This is a genomic window from Corallincola holothuriorum, assembly GCF_003336225.1.
GTDB classification, from domain to species: Bacteria; Pseudomonadota; Gammaproteobacteria; order Enterobacterales; family Neiellaceae; genus Corallincola; species Corallincola holothuriorum.
Genome location: NZ_QPID01000001.1, coordinates 20,944 through 36,479, shown reverse-complemented (window position 1 = coordinate 36,479; position 15,536 = coordinate 20,944). Strand labels below are relative to the sequence as shown.

Here is a 15,536-nt window from a genome sequence, read left to right as displayed (position 1 = left end):
ACTCAGATCCCTATAAGATCTCATTGAATGCTCAGGTAATCAATACAGCGGGGCGTTGTTTCACCTCTTCCATCACAACATAGGTGCGGCTATCGCTCACCCCGGGCAGTTTTAATAGGGTATCACTCATCAGTCGGCGATATTCCGACATGTCCGTTACCCTGGCTTTTAACAAGTAATCGAAGTCACCTGAGACCAGATGACACTCCTGCAACACATCTAACGACATGACCGCACGATTAAATTTCTCAAACAGATCTGGCGCCTCGCGGTTAAGCGTGATCTCGACAAATACCAATAGCGTAGAGCCGAGCTTGAACGGATCCAGATCTGCTTGGTATCCACGAATATAGCCATCTCGCTCTAAACGTTTGACCCGCTCATGGCAAGGGGTAGCACTTAATCCAACACGACGCGCCAACTCCACATTGGAGACGCGGGCATCCTGCTGCAGCTCACGCAGGATATTTCGGTCAGTACGATCAAGTGTTTTAATCTGCTTTGATTGCATAAAACTAGTGAATTCCACTACTCATTGAGTATTTTATAGCTGTTTTACACAAAATTAACAAGTTATTTAAAGGAAAAACCTAACCGAGAGCCCCTATAATTTGAAGTGTATCAACCCCAACTTGGATGAAGGTTTACAAGATGATTGTCGGCATACCAAAAGAGATTAAAAACAACGAGTTTCGAGTAGCCATGACGCCTGCAGGCGTGGCTGAATTAGTGAAAAATGGGCATCGCGTTGTAGTGGAAACCACAGCAGGCACAGGGAGCGGTTTTGCTGATGCCGACTATCAACATGCTGGCGCAGAGATCCTAGAGAACGCCGAAGCAGTGTTTTCCACTGCCAAGATGATCGTCAAAGTAAAAGAGCCGCAAGCAGTCGAACGCGCACGATTGACCAAAGAGCACACACTTTTCACTTATCTGCATTTGGCGCCGGACCCGGAACAAACAGCAGATCTGGTTAACTCCCAAGCCACCTGTATCGCTTATGAAACCGTAACCGATGCGTTAGGTCGCCTGCCGCTACTGGCGCCAATGTCAGAGGTCGCAGGGCGTATGTCCATCCAAGCTGGAGCCTATGCATTAGAGAAATCTCGCGCTGGCCGCGGCATGTTGCTTGGCGGAGTGCCTGGCGTTAGCCCAGCAAAAGTGGTCATCATTGGTGGCGGCGTGGTTGGCCGAAACGCTGCCCAGATGGCTGTCGGCATGCGCGCTGATGTCACCATACTGGATCGCAGTATTGATGTGCTGCGCGCCATTGACGCTGAATTTGATGGTCGTGTTAAGACCATCTTTTCCACCTCGCTGGCGCTGGAAGAACAAGTACTGGCGGCGGATCTGGTGATCGGCAGCGTGCTGATCCCCGGTGCGGCAGCACCTAAACTAGTCAGTGCAGAAATGGTGAAAAAGATGAAGCCTGGCGCGGCCGTCGTTGACGTCGCCATCGACCAAGGGGGCTGCTTTGCGACTGCGAAGGCCACCACTCACGCAGAACCCACTTACATTGTTGATGATGTCGTGCACTACTGTGTGGCCAATATGCCGGGCGCTGTTGCGCGCACCAGCACCTATGCATTAAGTAACGCAACCCTTCCCTATATCATCAAGCTGGCAAACCTGGGGGCAGAAGCCGCCTTGAAGCAAGATAACTACTTGTTAGAAGGACTTAATGTTCGCCACGGAAAAGTGACCTGTGAATCTGTTGCCACAGAGCTGGGTTACGATTTTGTTCCGGCCCTTGAAACCCTGTGATCACGTCCACATATAAAGTCTCACGATAGGCTTTACCCTAGCAAAGGGGCCCGATATTATCGGCCCCTTTCGTTTTTATAGATTCGATTTTTGAGTAACTCGACTCGGAGAGCAGCATGAGTGACGTGAAACACGCCCGCCTCCTGATACTAGGCTCAGGCCCTGCAGGATATACAGCTGCCGTTTATGCAGCACGCGCTAACCTCAACCCGGTTCTGATCACCGGTATGCAGCAAGGTGGTCAATTAACCACCACGACTGAGGTTGAAAACTGGCCCGGTGATCCAAAGGATCTCACTGGCCCGGCACTGATGGAGCGTATGCGGGAGCATGCTGAAGCCTTCAATACCGAAATCATTTTCGATCATATTCACACCGCTGAACTGACCCAGCGCCCTTTCAAACTAACCGGGGATGCGGGTAGCTACACCTGTGACGCACTGATCATCTGTACCGGTGCATCCGCGATGTATCTGGGTCTACCATCAGAAGAGGCGTTCCAAGGACGTGGTGTTTCTGCCTGTGCGACCTGTGATGGATTCTTTTATCGCAATCAAAAAGTTGCCGTTGTTGGTGGTGGTAACACGGCGGTTGAAGAGGCCCTGTACCTGTCAAATATCGCTGCAGAAGTGCACCTGATCCACCGTCGTGATCAGTTCCGTTCGGAGAAAATCCTGACTGACCGACTGATGCAAAAAGTTGCTGATGGCAATATCGTGCTGCACTTGGATCGGACGTTAGACGAAGTCCTAGGCGACGATATGGGCGTCACCGGTGTACGCATTAAAGACACCAAATCAGACGCTACCGAAGAGCTGACTCTGCAAGGGGTATTTATCGCTATTGGTCATAAGCCAAACACCGACCTATTTGTTGGTCAGCTAGATATGAAAGATGGCTACCTGAAAGTAGAAAGCGGTACAGAAGGAAATGCAACACAAACCAGCACCGAAGGGATCTTTGCCGCTGGTGATGTGATGGATCATATTTACCGCCAGGCGATTACCTCTGCTGGAACGGGTTGTATGGCAGCCTTGGACGCAGAGCGTTTTCTCGACGCACAATAGATCACAACCAACGATTCCCCTTTAGTAAAGCCCGGCTCGCCCGGGCTTTTCTTTTTCGCCAGCTCAATTATGCTGATATTAGGCTCACAACAACCAACGTTATGACCCAATTTATTACCGAATTAGATCCAACTAACTACGCCTTTCCACCAACAGAACAGGCGTTACAGGATCCTAACGGACTGCTGGCTATTGGTGGTGATCTTTCTGCAGAACGCTTAAGACGCGCCTATCAATCAGGTATTTTCCCCTGGTTTTCGGAAGACGAACCTCTATTGTGGTGGTCACCAGATCCCCGTTGCGTATTTGAAATAGAAACGTTCCGCACTCCTCGCAGCCTGCGTAAAAGCCTCCGCCGTAGTGGATTCACCATCTCGGTAAACCAAGCATTTGATCAGGTTATACAAGGTTGTGCAGCGCCAAGGGTAACGGAAAGCGGCACTTGGATCGTGCCAGAGATGGCGCTGGCGTATAACCAGCTACATCGACAGGGGGTCGCCCATTCAATCGAAATCTGGCACGAAAATGCTTTGGTGGGCGGTCTCTATGGTGTCTGCAGTGGCCGCCAGTTCTCCGGTGAGTCGATGTTTTTCCGTATGACCGATGCCAGTAAAGTCGCTTTAATCGCACTTATTAGTATCATGCACGGTACCGGCGCGAAGTGGATAGACTGCCAAGTTACCAATCCTCACCTGACCTCTTTAGGTGCTATAGAGGTCAGCAGAGCTGACTATATCGAACAGCTCAATATGGAGATCTGTTACAACACCGACAACACGTTATGGCAACCCCGCAATATCACCCATCAGGTATTCGATTATGTCGGACTCAGTTAGTATTCGTTTAGGCATCACCCAAGTGGTTCCCTGCCAGTATTTAGAGGGAGAGTTTGAGCGACTAGTCATTATGGATCCTGAAGAGGAACATGATGATTTCAGATATCGCCATCTACTTTCACACGGCTTTCGGCGCTGTGGCGACAGTCTATATGCCCCGCACTGTCCAGAATGTAATGCATGCCAGCCGATACGATTACCGGTCACGAGTTTTGTCGCAAGTCGAAGTCAGCGACGCACGGAAAAACTTGGCAAGCAACATCTGACTACGGTTGTCAGCAGAGAAATTGACCGACAAGAAGTGTTCCCTCTCTACTGCCGTTATGTCGAAACCCGGCATGCAGAAGGCAGCATGAATCCTGTCAGTTACGAACAATATGAGAATTTTCTTTTTAGCCGCTGGCACTCCCCTCTTTTCGTGCAGTTTTATGATCAAGAAGAATTAGTGGCTGTGGCGGTTACTGACACCCTTGAAGACAGTCTTTCTGCTGTTTACACTTTTTATGACCCAGACTATTCCAAGCTATCTCTGGGAACCTATGCCATACTGCGGCAACTGGAATTAGCCAAGTCACAACAAAAGCCTTTTCTCTATCTGGGTTTCCAGATTGATGACTGTCCCGCAATGAGCTACAAAATACGCTATAAACCGTATCAAATATTGCAAAATGGGCAGTGGCATCAACATGAATGAGGGTTGTGCTTTACACAAAGCCTAAATTTGGGCAAAATTCCGCGGTCTAAAATTTGGGCGGTAACAGGAATATCAACTAGAGATGGCGAAAGAAGACAATATTGAAATGCAGGGCACTGTGCTGGATACACTTCCAAACACCATGTTCCGTGTAGAATTGGAAAACGGGCATGTAGTGACTGCACACATCAGCGGTAAAATGCGCAAAAACTACATCCGTATTTTAACGGGTGACAAAGTAACTGTGCAGCTGACCCCATACGACTTATCAAAAGGCCGTATCGTCTTCCGCGCCCGTTAAGCGCCTAGCTACAAAATTAAAAAAGCCCGGATCATGTCCGGGCTTTTACTATTCTGTTGCCTGTATTATGCCAAGCAGGTTTCGTCTTGACAGTGATAGTCGATGTTTAACTCATCATCTTCAACAGTGACTTTAACGCTACCACCATCAGCAAGCTCGCCAAATAACAGCTGCGAAGCCAGCGGCTTTTTCAACTGTTCCTGGATCAAACGTGCCATCGGACGTGCGCCCATCGCCTTGTCATAGCCTTTTTTAGCCAACCATAACCGCGCTTCTTCGCTCACCTCCAACGACACCCGTTTGTCATCCAGCTGTGCTTGCAGTTCGACAATAAACTTATCGACCACCTGCTGGATCACCAGCTCATCTAAATGATTAAACCAAACCACACTGTCCAAACGGTTCCTAAATTCAGGTGTGAAAATGCGTTTAATCTCTGACAGCGCATCAAAGCTACGATCCTGCTCTTTAAAGCCCATCGACTTGCGTTCAGTTTCACGAACGCCGGCGTTGGTAGTCATCACCAATATCACGTTGCGAAAATCCGCCTTGCGACCGTTATTGTCGGTGAGCGTGCCATTGTCCATCACCTGCAATAGCAAGTTGTAAACGTCTTGATGGGCTTTTTCGATCTCATCCAGCAAAACCACACAATGGGGGTGCTTGAGAACGGCATCAGTCAGCAAGCCACCTTGGTCATAACCAACATAGCCAGGAGGCGCACCAATCAAACGGCTGACGGCATGACGCTCCATGTACTCAGACATATCAAAGCGCACAAGCTCGACACCCATGGCTTTACTGAGCTGCTGCGTAACTTCCGTCTTACCCACTCCTGTTGGCCCGGCAAATAAGAAGCTACCCACAGGTTTCTGCTCATTACCTAATCCAGCACGGGCGAGTTTGATCGACTCAGACAGCACATCTATCGCTTCATCCTGACCAAACACCACCATCTTCAGGTTCTTATCCAAATTCTTCAGCAGATCTTTGTCTGAACGGTTGATGGTTTTTTGGGGGATACGGGCAATACGTGCCACCACATCTTCGATGTCATGCACACTGATGGTTTTCTTCCGCTTGCCTTGCGGTGCTAAACGTAAACGCGCACCAGCCTCATCAATGACATCAATGGCTTTGTCCGGCAAATGGCGCTCATTTATATACTTGGCGGATAGCTCTGCCGCCGCCTTCAACGAGCTGACCGTATACCGAACGCCATGGTGTTCTTCATAACGAGACTTAAGTCCCTTGAGGATCTTGGTGGTTTCGGCAACGCTAGGTTCCAGCACATCAATTTTTTGGAAACGACGTACTAAAGCGCGGTCTTTTTCAAATACCCCACGAAACTCTTGATAGGTTGTAGAACCAATACAACGAAGGCTACCACCAGACAGCAGGGGTTTTATCAGGTTAGAGGCGTCCATCATGCCGCCTGAGGCAGCTCCTGCACCGATGATGGTATGTATCTCATCGATGAACAGAATCGCACCAGGGTCCTTACGCAGCTCTTTCAGCACATTCTTAAAACGCTTCTCAAAGTCACCACGGTATTTGGTGCCAGCTAACAAGGCACCCATATCCAGCGAATAGATAGTACTTTTTTCGATAACTTCCGGTACGCTGCCTTCGACGATGCGGAATGCAAGCCCTTCAGCAATGGCAGTCTTACCTACGCCCGCCTCGCCCACCAGCAATGGATTATTCTTGCGGCGACGGCACAGCACTTGGATCGTCCGCTCTAACTCTTGGTCGCGCCCGATCAATGGATCTATGCTGCCATCTTCAGCCAGCTTATTAAGGTTAGTGCAGAAGCTTTCCAGGCGATTATCTTCGCTGGCGCTCTCGCCCTCACCTTCTCTCTCTTGATCTAATTGCGGTTGCTCAGGGCCGCTGTGCTGGTCGACCTTGCTAATACCGTGAGAGATGAAATTAACCACATCAAGGCGACTGACATCTTCTTTTTTCAACAGGTAAACCGCTTGGGATTCCTGTTCTGAGAAAATAGCGACCAATACATTGGCACCGCTGACCTCGCTGGCACCAGAGCTCTGAACATGAAATACCGCACGCTGCAGTACACGCTGAAAACCCAAGGTAGGCTGAGTTTCCCGCTCGTTGTCATGTTCAGGGATCAGTGGCGTTGTCTCGGCAATAAAGCGGGTCAGCTCAGTGCGGAGCTTATCTAAACCTACGCCACAAGCAGACAGGGCCTCGGAGGCTGCTGGGTTATCGAGCAACGCCAACAGCAAATGTTCAACGGTCATAAATTCATGGCGATTTTCACGCGCTTCGCGGAAGGCACCGTTCAGGGATATCTCGAGGTCTTTATTCAACATCGGCGTACCTCACAATTGTTCACCATACCAGCTGCTACTGCAGCAAACTAAGCCTTCTCCATAGAGCATAGCAACGGGTGCTCATGCTGTCTGGCATAACTATTCACTTGTGCCACTTTGGTCTCTGCTATCTCAGCAGTAAACACCCCACAAACCCCTTTACCTTTATAATGTACCGACAGCATCACTTCCGTGGCCTGCTCGGCAGTTAAATTAAAAAACGTTTGTAAAACCTCTACAACGAAATCCATCGGGGTGTAGTCATCGTTGTTCAGTATCACTTTGTACATCGGCGGCGGCTGTACTTTCGGTTTTGCCGGTGCCACCTCTAAACCGTGATGCTGCTCTAGCTCGTCTTGCTTAGCCATAATTCAATAGTAGTACGTCTTAGATACGCCGCGAACTCTGATCTGGCTCAGATATATTTTTCGCCACGAACGTTAAAAAAACCCAGTAAAAACCTTGACTGTCATACCAGATCGACTATTTTTTGACACTGGTGCGTGATATTACTTTCTCATATATATGGGCAGAGTCAAAACATCACAACCGTGAGTTCAAGGAGTTCAAGTCTTAAGGAACTGAGGTAAGGAAGTAGAATTTATGGCAACGGGTACAGTTAAGTGGTTCAACAACGCTAAGGGCTTTGGTTTTATCGTTCCTGATGAAGGGGGTGAAGATATTTTCGCTCACTATTCAACGATTGAAATGGAAGGCTACCGCACGCTTAAAGCCGGGCAACCGGTAGAGTTTGAACTTCACGAAGGTCCGAAAGGCATGCATGCCCACGACATAAAAGTACCGGATGCCTCTAAGTAGGTTTCCTGTGACGGAGTGGGAGAATAAAGAGCAGGCATAAGCCTGCTTTTTTATTTGCAGATAAAACATGCAAAATAAAAAAGACACCCTTAGGTGTCTTTTTTTTGACGTTCTTCGCTATTTTATCATCAGCTAATTTGCTGATGATAAAAATGATTACATGTTGGTAATCATCGCATCGCCGAACTCAGAACATTTCAGCAAGGTTGCGCCTTCCATCAAACGTTCAAAGTCATAGGTCACAGTCTTAGCGGCAATCGCACCTTCCATGCCCTTAACGATCAGGTCAGCAGCTTCAGTCCAACCCATGTGGCGTAACATCATCTCACCAGAAAGGATCAGTGAACCAGGGTTTACCTTGTCCTGACCTGCGTACTTAGGTGCTGTACCGTGTGTTGCTTCAAACAAAGCAATACCGTCACCAATGTTGGCACCAGGTGCAATACCAATACCACCAACTTGCGCAGCCAATGCATCAGAAACGTAATCACCGTTCAGGTTCAAAGTAGCGATCACATCGTACTCTGCTGGACGTAACAAGATCTGCTGCAGGAATGCATCAGCAATCACATCCTTGATGATGATCTCTTTACCGTTGTTAGGGTTCTTGATCTTAACCCAAGGACCGCCATCGAGCAGTTCACCGGCATACTCATTGAGAGCCAACTCGTAGCCCCAATCTTTGAATGAACCTTCAGTGAACTTCATGATGTTGCCTTTGTGAACCAAAGTCACAGAAGGACGATCATTCTGGATAGCGTAATCAATCGCTGCTTTAACCAGACGCTCAGTACCTGCTTTTGACACCGGCTTGACACCGATACCGCAGTTTTCAGAGAAACGGATCTTAGTCACGCCCATTTCATTCTGCAGGAATGAGATAACTTTTTTCGCTTCGTCGGTACCCGCTTTAAACTCAATACCTGCATAGATATCTTCTGAGTTTTCACGGAAGATAACCATGTCAGTCAGTTCAGGCTGTTTCAGTGGGCTAGGTGTGCCCTCATAGTAGCGAACTGGGCGTAAGCAAGTGTAAAGGTCAAGCATCTGGCGCAGAGCAACGTTCAAAGAACGAATACCGCCGCCAACAGGCGTAGTCAAAGGACCTTTGATTGAAACAACGTAATCTTTAACTGCTGTCAGAGTCTCTTCCGGCAACCATACGTCTTCGCCGTATACTTGGGTAGATTTCTCACCACAGTACACTTCCATCCAAGAGATCTTCTTCTCGCCGCCGTAGGCTTTCTCTACCGCTGCATCAAGTACTTTCATCATCGGAGGAGTAACATCAACACCGATGCCATCACCTTCAATGAAAGGAATAATTGGGTTATTAGGAACATTCAGGCTGCCATCGGCATTCACTGTGATTTTCTGGCCGTCTGCAGGCACAACAATCTTGCTTTCCATTTAGCTTCTCTCCTGGCCCCTTTCTAAGGGTTGGCGTTTTTAAAGTTGCGCCATCATAATAGATCGTCTGACAGATTCAAAGCGCCTAACATGCCCCAGCCCTCTCGTAAACAACCACATCACCGTCGTTTAAAAAAACAATCCCCCAAACGGGATAAACCTGCTGCACCAAGAAAGGTCGTTTTACTTAACAAACCTTTTGATGTGTTGTGCCAATTCACTGACGACCAAGGCCGCGCAACACTCGCAGATTATGTTTCAGAAACCGGTGTTTATGCCGCTGGACGCTTAGACCGAGATAGCGAAGGACTTTTGGTTCTGACCAATGATGGGGCACTACAGGCGAAATTGACTCAGCCAGGACGTAAGACCAGTAAAACTTATTGGGTTCAAGTTGAGAATATTCCTTCCGATGAAGCCCTTGAGCAACTTCGCCAAGGTATAGAGCTCAAAGATGGGATGACCTTACCCGCCGTTGTTGAGCGTATGCCTGCCCCCGACATCTGGCCTCGCACTCCGCCGGTAAGAGAGCGCAAATCGATTGCCGACTGCTGGCTATCAATTACGCTTACCGAAGGACGAAATCGTCAAGTAAGACGAATGACGGCCGCCATTGGCTGCCCAACGCTGCGCCTAATTCGCTACCGCATTGGTAACTGGACCATTGATGGACTCGCTAATGGCGAAGCAAAGCTGATCGAGTAACCGGCGATCACAACCACTTTTAATGGCGACTGCCGACTTAGCAACCAACGCAGTGCAGCCAATAGTCTGCAGGAGAGATTATATGTACAAACCTGAAGTGACCCTCGCCTGCGTGATCGAATACGATGGCAAATTTTTGCTGGTTGAGGAGCAAAAGCAGGGGCAGATGCTGCTCAATAACCCGGCAGGCCATCTAGAGCCGGGGGAGTCTTTAATTCAGGGCGCGCAGCGGGAAATACTGGAAGAAACTGGCCTCGATATTTCACCCCAAGGCCTAGTCGGTGTGTACCTAGCTCCGACTGCGGAAGCAGGCCGCAGTTATCTTCGATTTTGTTTCTATTACAAATATGACTCACTCCCACCAGCCAGTAAGCCACTGGATCCAGAGATATCTTGCACCCATTGGATGACAAAAGCGGAGTTAGTCGCCGCCTCATCTCGTCATCGCAGTGGCCTTGTTTTAAAGGGAATTGAAGACTATTTGTCCGGCCAAAGAGCGCCACTCACACAGCTTCACTACTGCCCTGATCAACAAATTGACCGGTCAAGTTGAATCTTCTGAAAGTTTGATCTTAAACAGACCCCTACCACTGTGGTAAAATCCCGCGCCTTAAAACGTATTCACTTAGATCCTTGGCGGTTTTTTCCTATATGACAGACAACAGTCAAACCAAAGTTATCGTCGGCATGTCCGGCGGCGTAGACAGTTCCGTATCGGCATACCTGCTGCTCCAGCAGGGGTATCAGGTCGAAGGGTTGTTTATGAAAAACTGGGAAGAGGATGACAACGACGAGTACTGCGCTGCCGCCGAAGATCTAGAAGATGCGCAGGCGGTTTGCGATAAATTGGGCATTGAACTGCATACGGTCAATTTCGCCGCCGAATACTGGGATAATGTATTCGAGTATTTCCTCGCTGAATACAAAGCGGGGCGCACGCCCAATCCCGACATCATGTGCAACCGCGAAATCAAATTTAAAGCCTTTCTTGAGTTTGCCGCTGAGGCACTCGGTGCTGATTACATCGCTACCGGTCACTACGTCAGACGCGGGCAAGTGGACGGCAAATGGCAGATGTTGCGTGGACTAGATAACAACAAAGATCAAAGCTACTTTCTTTATACGTTGGCTGAGCAACATATCGCACAAACCCTGTTTCCGGTCGGTGAGTTAGAGAAACCTGAAGTACGCAGGATCGCCGAACAGCAGGATCTAGTCACCGCAAAGAAAAAAGACAGCACTGGCATCTGTTTTATCGGCGAACGTAAGTTTCGTGATTTTCTGGCGCGTTACTTACCGGCACAGCCCGGCAAGATAGAAACAGTCGACGGTGACATTATTGGCGAACACCAAGGGTTGATGTATCACACCTTAGGCCAACGCAAGGGCTTGGGAATTGGTGGTTTAAAGAATAGCAATGACAACCCCTGGTATGTGGTTGATAAAGACCTCGAAAGAAATGTATTGCTAGTTGCCCAAGGGCATGATCACCCTCGCCTGTATAGCAACGGATTGGTCGCCGACCAGTTGCATTGGGTGGATCGGAAAGGCCCACAAGATACATTACGCTGTACGGTAAAAACCCGTTATCGCCAAACCGATGTGCCTTGTACGCTAAAACGGTTGAGCGAAGATACAATCGAAGTACGATTCGACGAGCCGCAAGCAGCCGTCACCCCTGGACAGTCAGTCGTGGTGTATCAAGGTGATGTTTGCCTTGGCGGCGCCATCATCGACTCACCTATCAGGGATTAATAGGAGTAGACCTTGAGCACACCGTTGATTGACCAAGTGATTAGTTTTTCTGGCATCTGTCAGGCCACCGCTTTAGTACAACAGATCGCTAAAACAGGTCAGGCCGACAACGAGGCCCTGCAGACCACGCTCAGCAGTATCTTAGTCACCGATCCCAAATCGACGGAAGATGTCTTCGGCGGTTCAGCCAATCTCAAAATGGGAATTAATACGTTGGTCAACCAACTCAACCCCAGTGGTGATTCGAAAGACGCCGAGCTAACCCGATACGTTGTCAATCTGCTTAGCCTTGAACGTAAGGTGTCGCAACAACGTGGCCTTTTAGCCATGTTGGGCGAACGGATCTCTCAAGTAAAAAGACAGGTAGATCACAACGCGGAGATCGACGCACAAGTGGTGCGCAATATGGCAGCTATCTACAGTGACTTGATCAGCCCCTTGGGGCCGCGGATCCAGGTCGCAGGTTCACCCACCTATCTGAAGCAGGATCTGTGTCAGAACCAGATCCGTGCGTCGCTGCTGGCAGGCCTACGTGCAGCCGTACTGTGGCGACAAGTTGGCGGTAAACGTCGACAATTACTATTAAGTCGTAAAAAAATATTGGACACAGCCCGTTACCTCCAAACCCAGGTAATCTAACTCTCTAGCAGGAGCAAACATGCAATTATCCAGTTTAACCGCCATTTCACCGGTTGACGGTCGCTACGGCAACAAGGTCGATGCACTGCGCAGCATCTTCAGCGAATTCGGCTTGGTTAAATACCGCGTCACAGTTGAAGTGCGTTGGTTGCAAAAACTCGCCGCCACTGCGGAAATAGCGGAAGTACCAGCATTTTCAGCGCAAGCCAATGCCCTGCTTGATGCCATCGTCACTGACTTTTGTGAAGCTGACGCGCTGCGTGTCAAAGAGATTGAACGTACCACCAACCACGACGTAAAAGCGGTTGAGTACTTCCTGAAAGAAAAAACCGAAAGCCTGGCTGAATTAGCTGCGGTATCAGAGTTTATCCACTTCGCCTGTACCTCAGAAGATATCAACAACCTGTCTCACGGCCTGATGCTTAGCGAAGCCCGCGACCTGGTATTGGTACCTATGCTCAACGAAGTTAGCGATGCCGTTAAAGCACTCGCTTTCGAATACAAGAGCATTCCGCTGATGTCACGTACCCATGGACAGCCAGCATCGCCTTCAACGCTCGGCAAAGAGATGGCCAACGTCTATATCCGTATGCAGCGCCAGATCGCCCAGATCAATGCCGTTGAGCTATTAGGCAAAATCAATGGCGCGGTCGGTAACTACAACGCCCACATCTCTGCTTATCCTGAACTGGATTGGCACAAGTTTTCTGAAGAGTTCGTGACTAGCTTAGGCCTCACCTGGAACCCATACACCACCCAGATTGAGCCTCATGACTATATCGCGGAAATCTTCGATGCCATTGCTCGTTTCAACACCGTACTGATCGACTTCGATCGTGATGTTTGGGGCTATATTGCTTTAGGTCACTTCAAACAGAAAACCATTGCCGGTGAAATCGGTTCATCCACCATGCCGCATAAAGTTAACCCTATCGATTTTGAAAACTCGGAAGGTAACTTAGGCATCGCCAATGCACTGTTCGGCCACTTGGCGACCAAACTGCCAATCAGCCGCTGGCAGCGCGATCTGACTGACTCTACCGTCCTGCGTAACTTGGGCGTTGGTGTAGCCCATGCAGTGATCGCATATCAAGCTACCCTGAAAGGGATCAGCAAGCTGCAGGTGAATGAAGTCAACCTGCTGGCAGAGTTAGACCAGAACTGGGAAGTATTGGCCGAGCCAATTCAAACAGTCATGCGTCGCTACGGCATCGAAAAGCCATACGAAAAGCTGAAAGAGTTAACTCGCGGCAAGCGTGTTGACCAGCAAGCAATGGCTGAGTTCATCGATAACCTGGAGCTACCAGCGTCAGTTAAAGTCGATCTGAAAGCGATGACACCAGCGAACTATATCGGTCGCGCCATCGCTTTTGTTGACGACCTGAAATAGACGTTTATCTGGGCAAAAAAACCACCTGAGTTCAGGTGGTTTTTTTATGCCTACGAGCCAGAAAAGAAGCACAACTGGCGCGATTCCAATTAGTTAGATAACCTCAGTAAACAAGCACCCATGAGGCGCGCACGACACTCGCCTCAAACCTCTTCAACCTGCCACCAACAAGGCTTACTACCATGAGCAGCTCTGCCCGCTATCAACTGACCCTCGACTTAGAACAATTCCTTGCTGAATATTGGCAGAAAAAGCCCCTGCTGATCCGACAGGGATTCGCTCAGTTTGTCGATCCCATCGACGCAGATGATTTAGCCGGTTTAGCCCAGGAGGAAGAGGTAGACAGCCGTATTGTCAGCCACACTGACAAAACCAATTGGCAAGTTCGCCATGGTCCATTCGATGATTTTTCCCAGCTGACAGAAACCGATTGGAGCTTGCTAGTGCAAGCGGTCGACCACTGGATCCCCGATTCGGCAACGCTGCTTAACGCATTTCGTTTTATCCCCAGCTGGCGTATCGATGACCTAATGGTCAGTTTCTCTATGCCGGGAGGGGGTGTTGGACCACACCTCGACCAGTACGATGTCTTTATTATTCAGGGTCAAGGTAAACGCCATTGGCGCGTCGGTGAGCACCAGCCGACCCAAGCCCACTGCCCTCATCCAGATCTGCTTCAGGTCAAGCCGTTCAAAGCGATTATCGATGCAGAGCTGCTGCCCGGGGATATTCTCTATATTCCTCCTGGCTGCCCCCATGAAGGTTACGCCATTGAGCCATCACTGAACTACTCAGTCGGCTTTCGCGCTCCCAGTCAGCGCGATCTTTTTAATGGCCTGGCTGACTACATGGTCGACAATGAGCTGGGTGAACAGCGTTTTAGCGATGCTGGACGCCAAGCGCTGTTTAGCCACCACGGCGAACTATCCACAGCAGATATGCAAACATTGAAAGCCAGCATGCGCGCTTTGTTAGAAGATGATGCCCTACTCTATCCTTTTTTACTGGCACAGCTATCAACGCCTAATCGCACTGTTGCCATAGACACTCCCGAGCCAGCGCTAGCCAGTGAAGATGTTGCAAGCCTATTAGCGGAAGGTCACTCACTCACTTGGCACAGTGGCGTAAAAGCGCTCTATTGCAACAAGCCGGCGCTGTTTCAACCGGGTGAGCTTTATATCAACGGCGAACGCTTTGACTCAAAACTATCAGTAAATGATAAACAGATCCTGGCCGACAACTTGCAGTTCGACGCAGAACGCTTAGCGTTAACCGACAATAGTTCACTATTCACCGAAGTACTGACTACACTTGTTAATCAGGGTTTACTGTTTGAAGAATAAATGAGTCACTACGAAGTCCGGCAAGTCCACTGGCTTGCTGCCAAAGATGCACTTTTTCAGGTTCGTCACCGAGTATTTTGCTGCGAGTGGCGTATCCCTGAATCTATCGAGTTTGACGATCTGGATATAAACGCCTTTCATATCCTCGCCGTTGATGAAGCGCAAAACCCAATCGCTTCAGGGCGTTTGTTACCTAACGGTCATATTGGTCGTATCGCCGTCATCATACCGGCACGGGGCAAAGGGGTTGCCAAAGCTGTAGTGAACGCGCTGCTAGATATCGCGCGTAAGGAACAGATGGACGCCGTATTTATTAACAGCGCACTGGAAGCCACTGACAACTTTAAGCGGCAGGGGTTTAAGGCGATCGCCCCAGTATTTATGGAAGCGGGGATCCCAAGACAGCGGATGAAGTGCAAGCTCGGCAAAATCACCGAGCTTGACCAGTCAGATCAGCATCACTAAAGCAGCAGG

Annotated in this window: 17 protein-coding genes; 13 read left to right on the top strand and 4 right to left on the bottom strand. The window is 49.3% G+C overall.

Annotated features, from left to right (window positions below; all coding sequences use genetic code 11):
• Positions 1 to 31: 31 nt before the first annotated feature.
• A complete protein-coding gene (gene lrp / locus DU002_RS00190; RefSeq protein ID WP_114336338.1) occupies positions 32 to 511 on the bottom strand; it encodes a leucine-responsive transcriptional regulator Lrp in 480 nt (159 codons plus the stop codon).
• A 140-nt stretch (positions 512 to 651) separates the two neighbouring features.
• On the opposite strand from lrp, the gene ald reads away from it, so the two are divergent.
• The 5 genes from ald (at position 652) to infA (ending at position 4,662) form a co-directional block, all read left to right on the top strand.
• The gene (gene ald / locus DU002_RS00185; protein ID WP_114336337.1) at positions 652 to 1,764 is read left to right on the top strand and encodes an alanine dehydrogenase; all 1,113 of its coding nucleotides are present in this window, start codon (positions 652 to 654) and stop codon (positions 1,762 to 1,764) included.
• A 116-nt stretch (positions 1,765 to 1,880) separates the two neighbouring features.
• Positions 1,881 to 2,831 (top strand): thioredoxin-disulfide reductase, encoded by a 951-nt coding sequence (gene trxB / locus DU002_RS00180; RefSeq protein ID WP_114336336.1) that lies wholly within the window; start codon positions 1,881 to 1,883, stop codon positions 2,829 to 2,831.
• Positions 2,832 to 2,932: 101 nt separating this feature from the next.
• On the top strand, positions 2,933 to 3,667 hold the full coding sequence (gene aat, locus DU002_RS00175) for a leucyl/phenylalanyl-tRNA--protein transferase (RefSeq protein WP_114336335.1): 735 nt from the start codon (positions 2,933 to 2,935) through the stop codon (positions 3,665 to 3,667).
• Positions 3,651 to 4,361 carry an arginyltransferase gene (locus DU002_RS00170; protein WP_114336334.1) on the top strand — a complete coding sequence of 237 codons (711 nt, stop codon included), beginning with the start codon at positions 3,651 to 3,653 and terminating at the stop codon, positions 4,359 to 4,361. Before aat ends, DU002_RS00170 begins: the two co-directional genes overlap by 17 nt.
• A gap of 82 nt (positions 4,362 to 4,443) precedes the next feature.
• Positions 4,444 to 4,662, top strand: a complete 219-nt coding sequence (gene infA, locus DU002_RS00165) for a translation initiation factor IF-1 (protein WP_016401030.1) — start codon at positions 4,444 to 4,446, stop codon at positions 4,660 to 4,662.
• Between the two features lie 65 nt (positions 4,663 to 4,727).
• Here infA and clpA read toward each other — a convergent pair whose 3' ends face one another.
• Positions 4,728 to 7,001 (bottom strand): ATP-dependent Clp protease ATP-binding subunit ClpA, encoded by a 2,274-nt coding sequence (gene clpA / locus DU002_RS00160; protein ID WP_114336333.1) that lies wholly within the window; start codon positions 6,999 to 7,001, stop codon positions 4,728 to 4,730.
• A gap of 47 nt (positions 7,002 to 7,048) precedes the next feature.
• Complete coding sequence (gene clpS, locus DU002_RS00155; protein WP_114336332.1) at positions 7,049 to 7,369, bottom strand: ATP-dependent Clp protease adapter ClpS; 321 nt, start codon at positions 7,367 to 7,369, stop codon at positions 7,049 to 7,051.
• Between the two features lie 235 nt (positions 7,370 to 7,604).
• Between clpS and cspD the strand changes: the two genes are divergently transcribed.
• Positions 7,605 to 7,820, top strand: coding sequence for a cold shock domain-containing protein CspD (gene cspD / locus DU002_RS00150; RefSeq protein ID WP_114336331.1), 216 nt, complete (start codon positions 7,605 to 7,607; stop codon positions 7,818 to 7,820).
• 156 nt (positions 7,821 to 7,976) lie between these two features.
• On the opposite strand, the gene icd is transcribed toward cspD, so the two are convergent.
• Entirely contained in the window at positions 7,977 to 9,230 is a 1,254-nt protein-coding gene (icd, locus tag DU002_RS00145) for an NADP-dependent isocitrate dehydrogenase (RefSeq protein WP_114336330.1), read from the bottom strand.
• A 90-nt stretch (positions 9,231 to 9,320) separates the two neighbouring features.
• Between icd and DU002_RS00140 the strand changes: the two genes are divergently transcribed.
• The 7 genes from DU002_RS00140 (at position 9,321) to DU002_RS00110 (ending at position 15,527) form a co-directional block, all read left to right on the top strand.
• The gene (locus DU002_RS00140) at positions 9,321 to 9,935 is read left to right on the top strand and encodes a pseudouridine synthase (protein WP_114336329.1); all 615 of its coding nucleotides are present in this window, start codon (positions 9,321 to 9,323) and stop codon (positions 9,933 to 9,935) included.
• 82 nt (positions 9,936 to 10,017) lie between these two features.
• Positions 10,018 to 10,488 (top strand): NUDIX hydrolase, encoded by a 471-nt coding sequence (locus tag DU002_RS00135; RefSeq protein ID WP_114336328.1) that lies wholly within the window; start codon positions 10,018 to 10,020, stop codon positions 10,486 to 10,488.
• Between the two features lie 98 nt (positions 10,489 to 10,586).
• Positions 10,587 to 11,690 (top strand): tRNA 2-thiouridine(34) synthase MnmA, encoded by a 1,104-nt coding sequence (mnmA, locus tag DU002_RS00130; protein WP_114336327.1) that lies wholly within the window; start codon positions 10,587 to 10,589, stop codon positions 11,688 to 11,690.
• Positions 11,691 to 11,702: 12 nt separating this feature from the next.
• The gene (gene hflD / locus DU002_RS00125) at positions 11,703 to 12,329 is read left to right on the top strand and encodes a high frequency lysogenization protein HflD (protein WP_114336326.1); all 627 of its coding nucleotides are present in this window, start codon (positions 11,703 to 11,705) and stop codon (positions 12,327 to 12,329) included.
• Positions 12,330 to 12,348: 19 nt separating this feature from the next.
• A complete protein-coding gene (gene purB / locus DU002_RS00120; protein ID WP_114336325.1) occupies positions 12,349 to 13,719 on the top strand; it encodes an adenylosuccinate lyase in 1,371 nt (456 codons plus the stop codon).
• 182 nt (positions 13,720 to 13,901) lie between these two features.
• On the top strand, positions 13,902 to 15,062 hold the full coding sequence (locus DU002_RS00115) for a cupin domain-containing protein (protein ID WP_114336324.1): 1,161 nt from the start codon (positions 13,902 to 13,904) through the stop codon (positions 15,060 to 15,062).
• Entirely contained in the window at positions 15,063 to 15,527 is a 465-nt protein-coding gene (locus DU002_RS00110) for a GNAT family N-acetyltransferase (RefSeq protein WP_114336323.1), read from the top strand.
• Positions 15,528 to 15,536: the final 9 nt, after the last annotated feature.

Excerpts from the sequence above, each read along its gene's own strand:
- lrp (WP_114336338.1), bottom strand. The coding sequence starts at position 511 with ATGCAATCAAAGCAGATTAAAACACTTGATCGTACTGACCGAAATATC.
- ald (WP_114336337.1), top strand. The coding sequence starts at position 652 with ATGATTGTCGGCATACCAAAAGAGATTAAAAACAACGAGTTTCGAGTA.
- trxB (WP_114336336.1), top strand. The coding sequence starts at position 1,881 with ATGAGTGACGTGAAACACGCCCGCCTCCTGATACTAGGCTCAGGCCCT.
- aat (WP_114336335.1), top strand. The coding sequence starts at position 2,933 with ATGACCCAATTTATTACCGAATTAGATCCAACTAACTACGCCTTTCCA.
- DU002_RS00170 (WP_114336334.1), top strand. The coding sequence starts at position 3,651 with ATGTCGGACTCAGTTAGTATTCGTTTAGGCATCACCCAAGTGGTTCCC.
- infA (WP_016401030.1), top strand. The coding sequence starts at position 4,444 with ATGGCGAAAGAAGACAATATTGAAATGCAGGGCACTGTGCTGGATACA.
- clpA (WP_114336333.1), bottom strand. The coding sequence starts at position 7,001 with ATGTTGAATAAAGACCTCGAGATATCCCTGAACGGTGCCTTCCGCGAA.
- clpS (WP_114336332.1), bottom strand. The coding sequence starts at position 7,369 with ATGGCTAAGCAAGACGAGCTAGAGCAGCATCACGGTTTAGAGGTGGCA.
- cspD (WP_114336331.1), top strand. The coding sequence starts at position 7,605 with ATGGCAACGGGTACAGTTAAGTGGTTCAACAACGCTAAGGGCTTTGGT.
- icd (WP_114336330.1), bottom strand. The coding sequence starts at position 9,230 with ATGGAAAGCAAGATTGTTGTGCCTGCAGACGGCCAGAAAATCACAGTG.
- DU002_RS00140 (WP_114336329.1), top strand. The coding sequence starts at position 9,321 with ATGCCCCAGCCCTCTCGTAAACAACCACATCACCGTCGTTTAAAAAAA.
- DU002_RS00135 (WP_114336328.1), top strand. The coding sequence starts at position 10,018 with ATGTACAAACCTGAAGTGACCCTCGCCTGCGTGATCGAATACGATGGC.
- mnmA (WP_114336327.1), top strand. The coding sequence starts at position 10,587 with ATGACAGACAACAGTCAAACCAAAGTTATCGTCGGCATGTCCGGCGGC.
- purB (WP_114336325.1), top strand. The coding sequence starts at position 12,349 with ATGCAATTATCCAGTTTAACCGCCATTTCACCGGTTGACGGTCGCTAC.
- DU002_RS00115 (WP_114336324.1), top strand. The coding sequence starts at position 13,902 with ATGAGCAGCTCTGCCCGCTATCAACTGACCCTCGACTTAGAACAATTC.
- DU002_RS00110 (WP_114336323.1), top strand. The coding sequence starts at position 15,063 with ATGAGTCACTACGAAGTCCGGCAAGTCCACTGGCTTGCTGCCAAAGAT.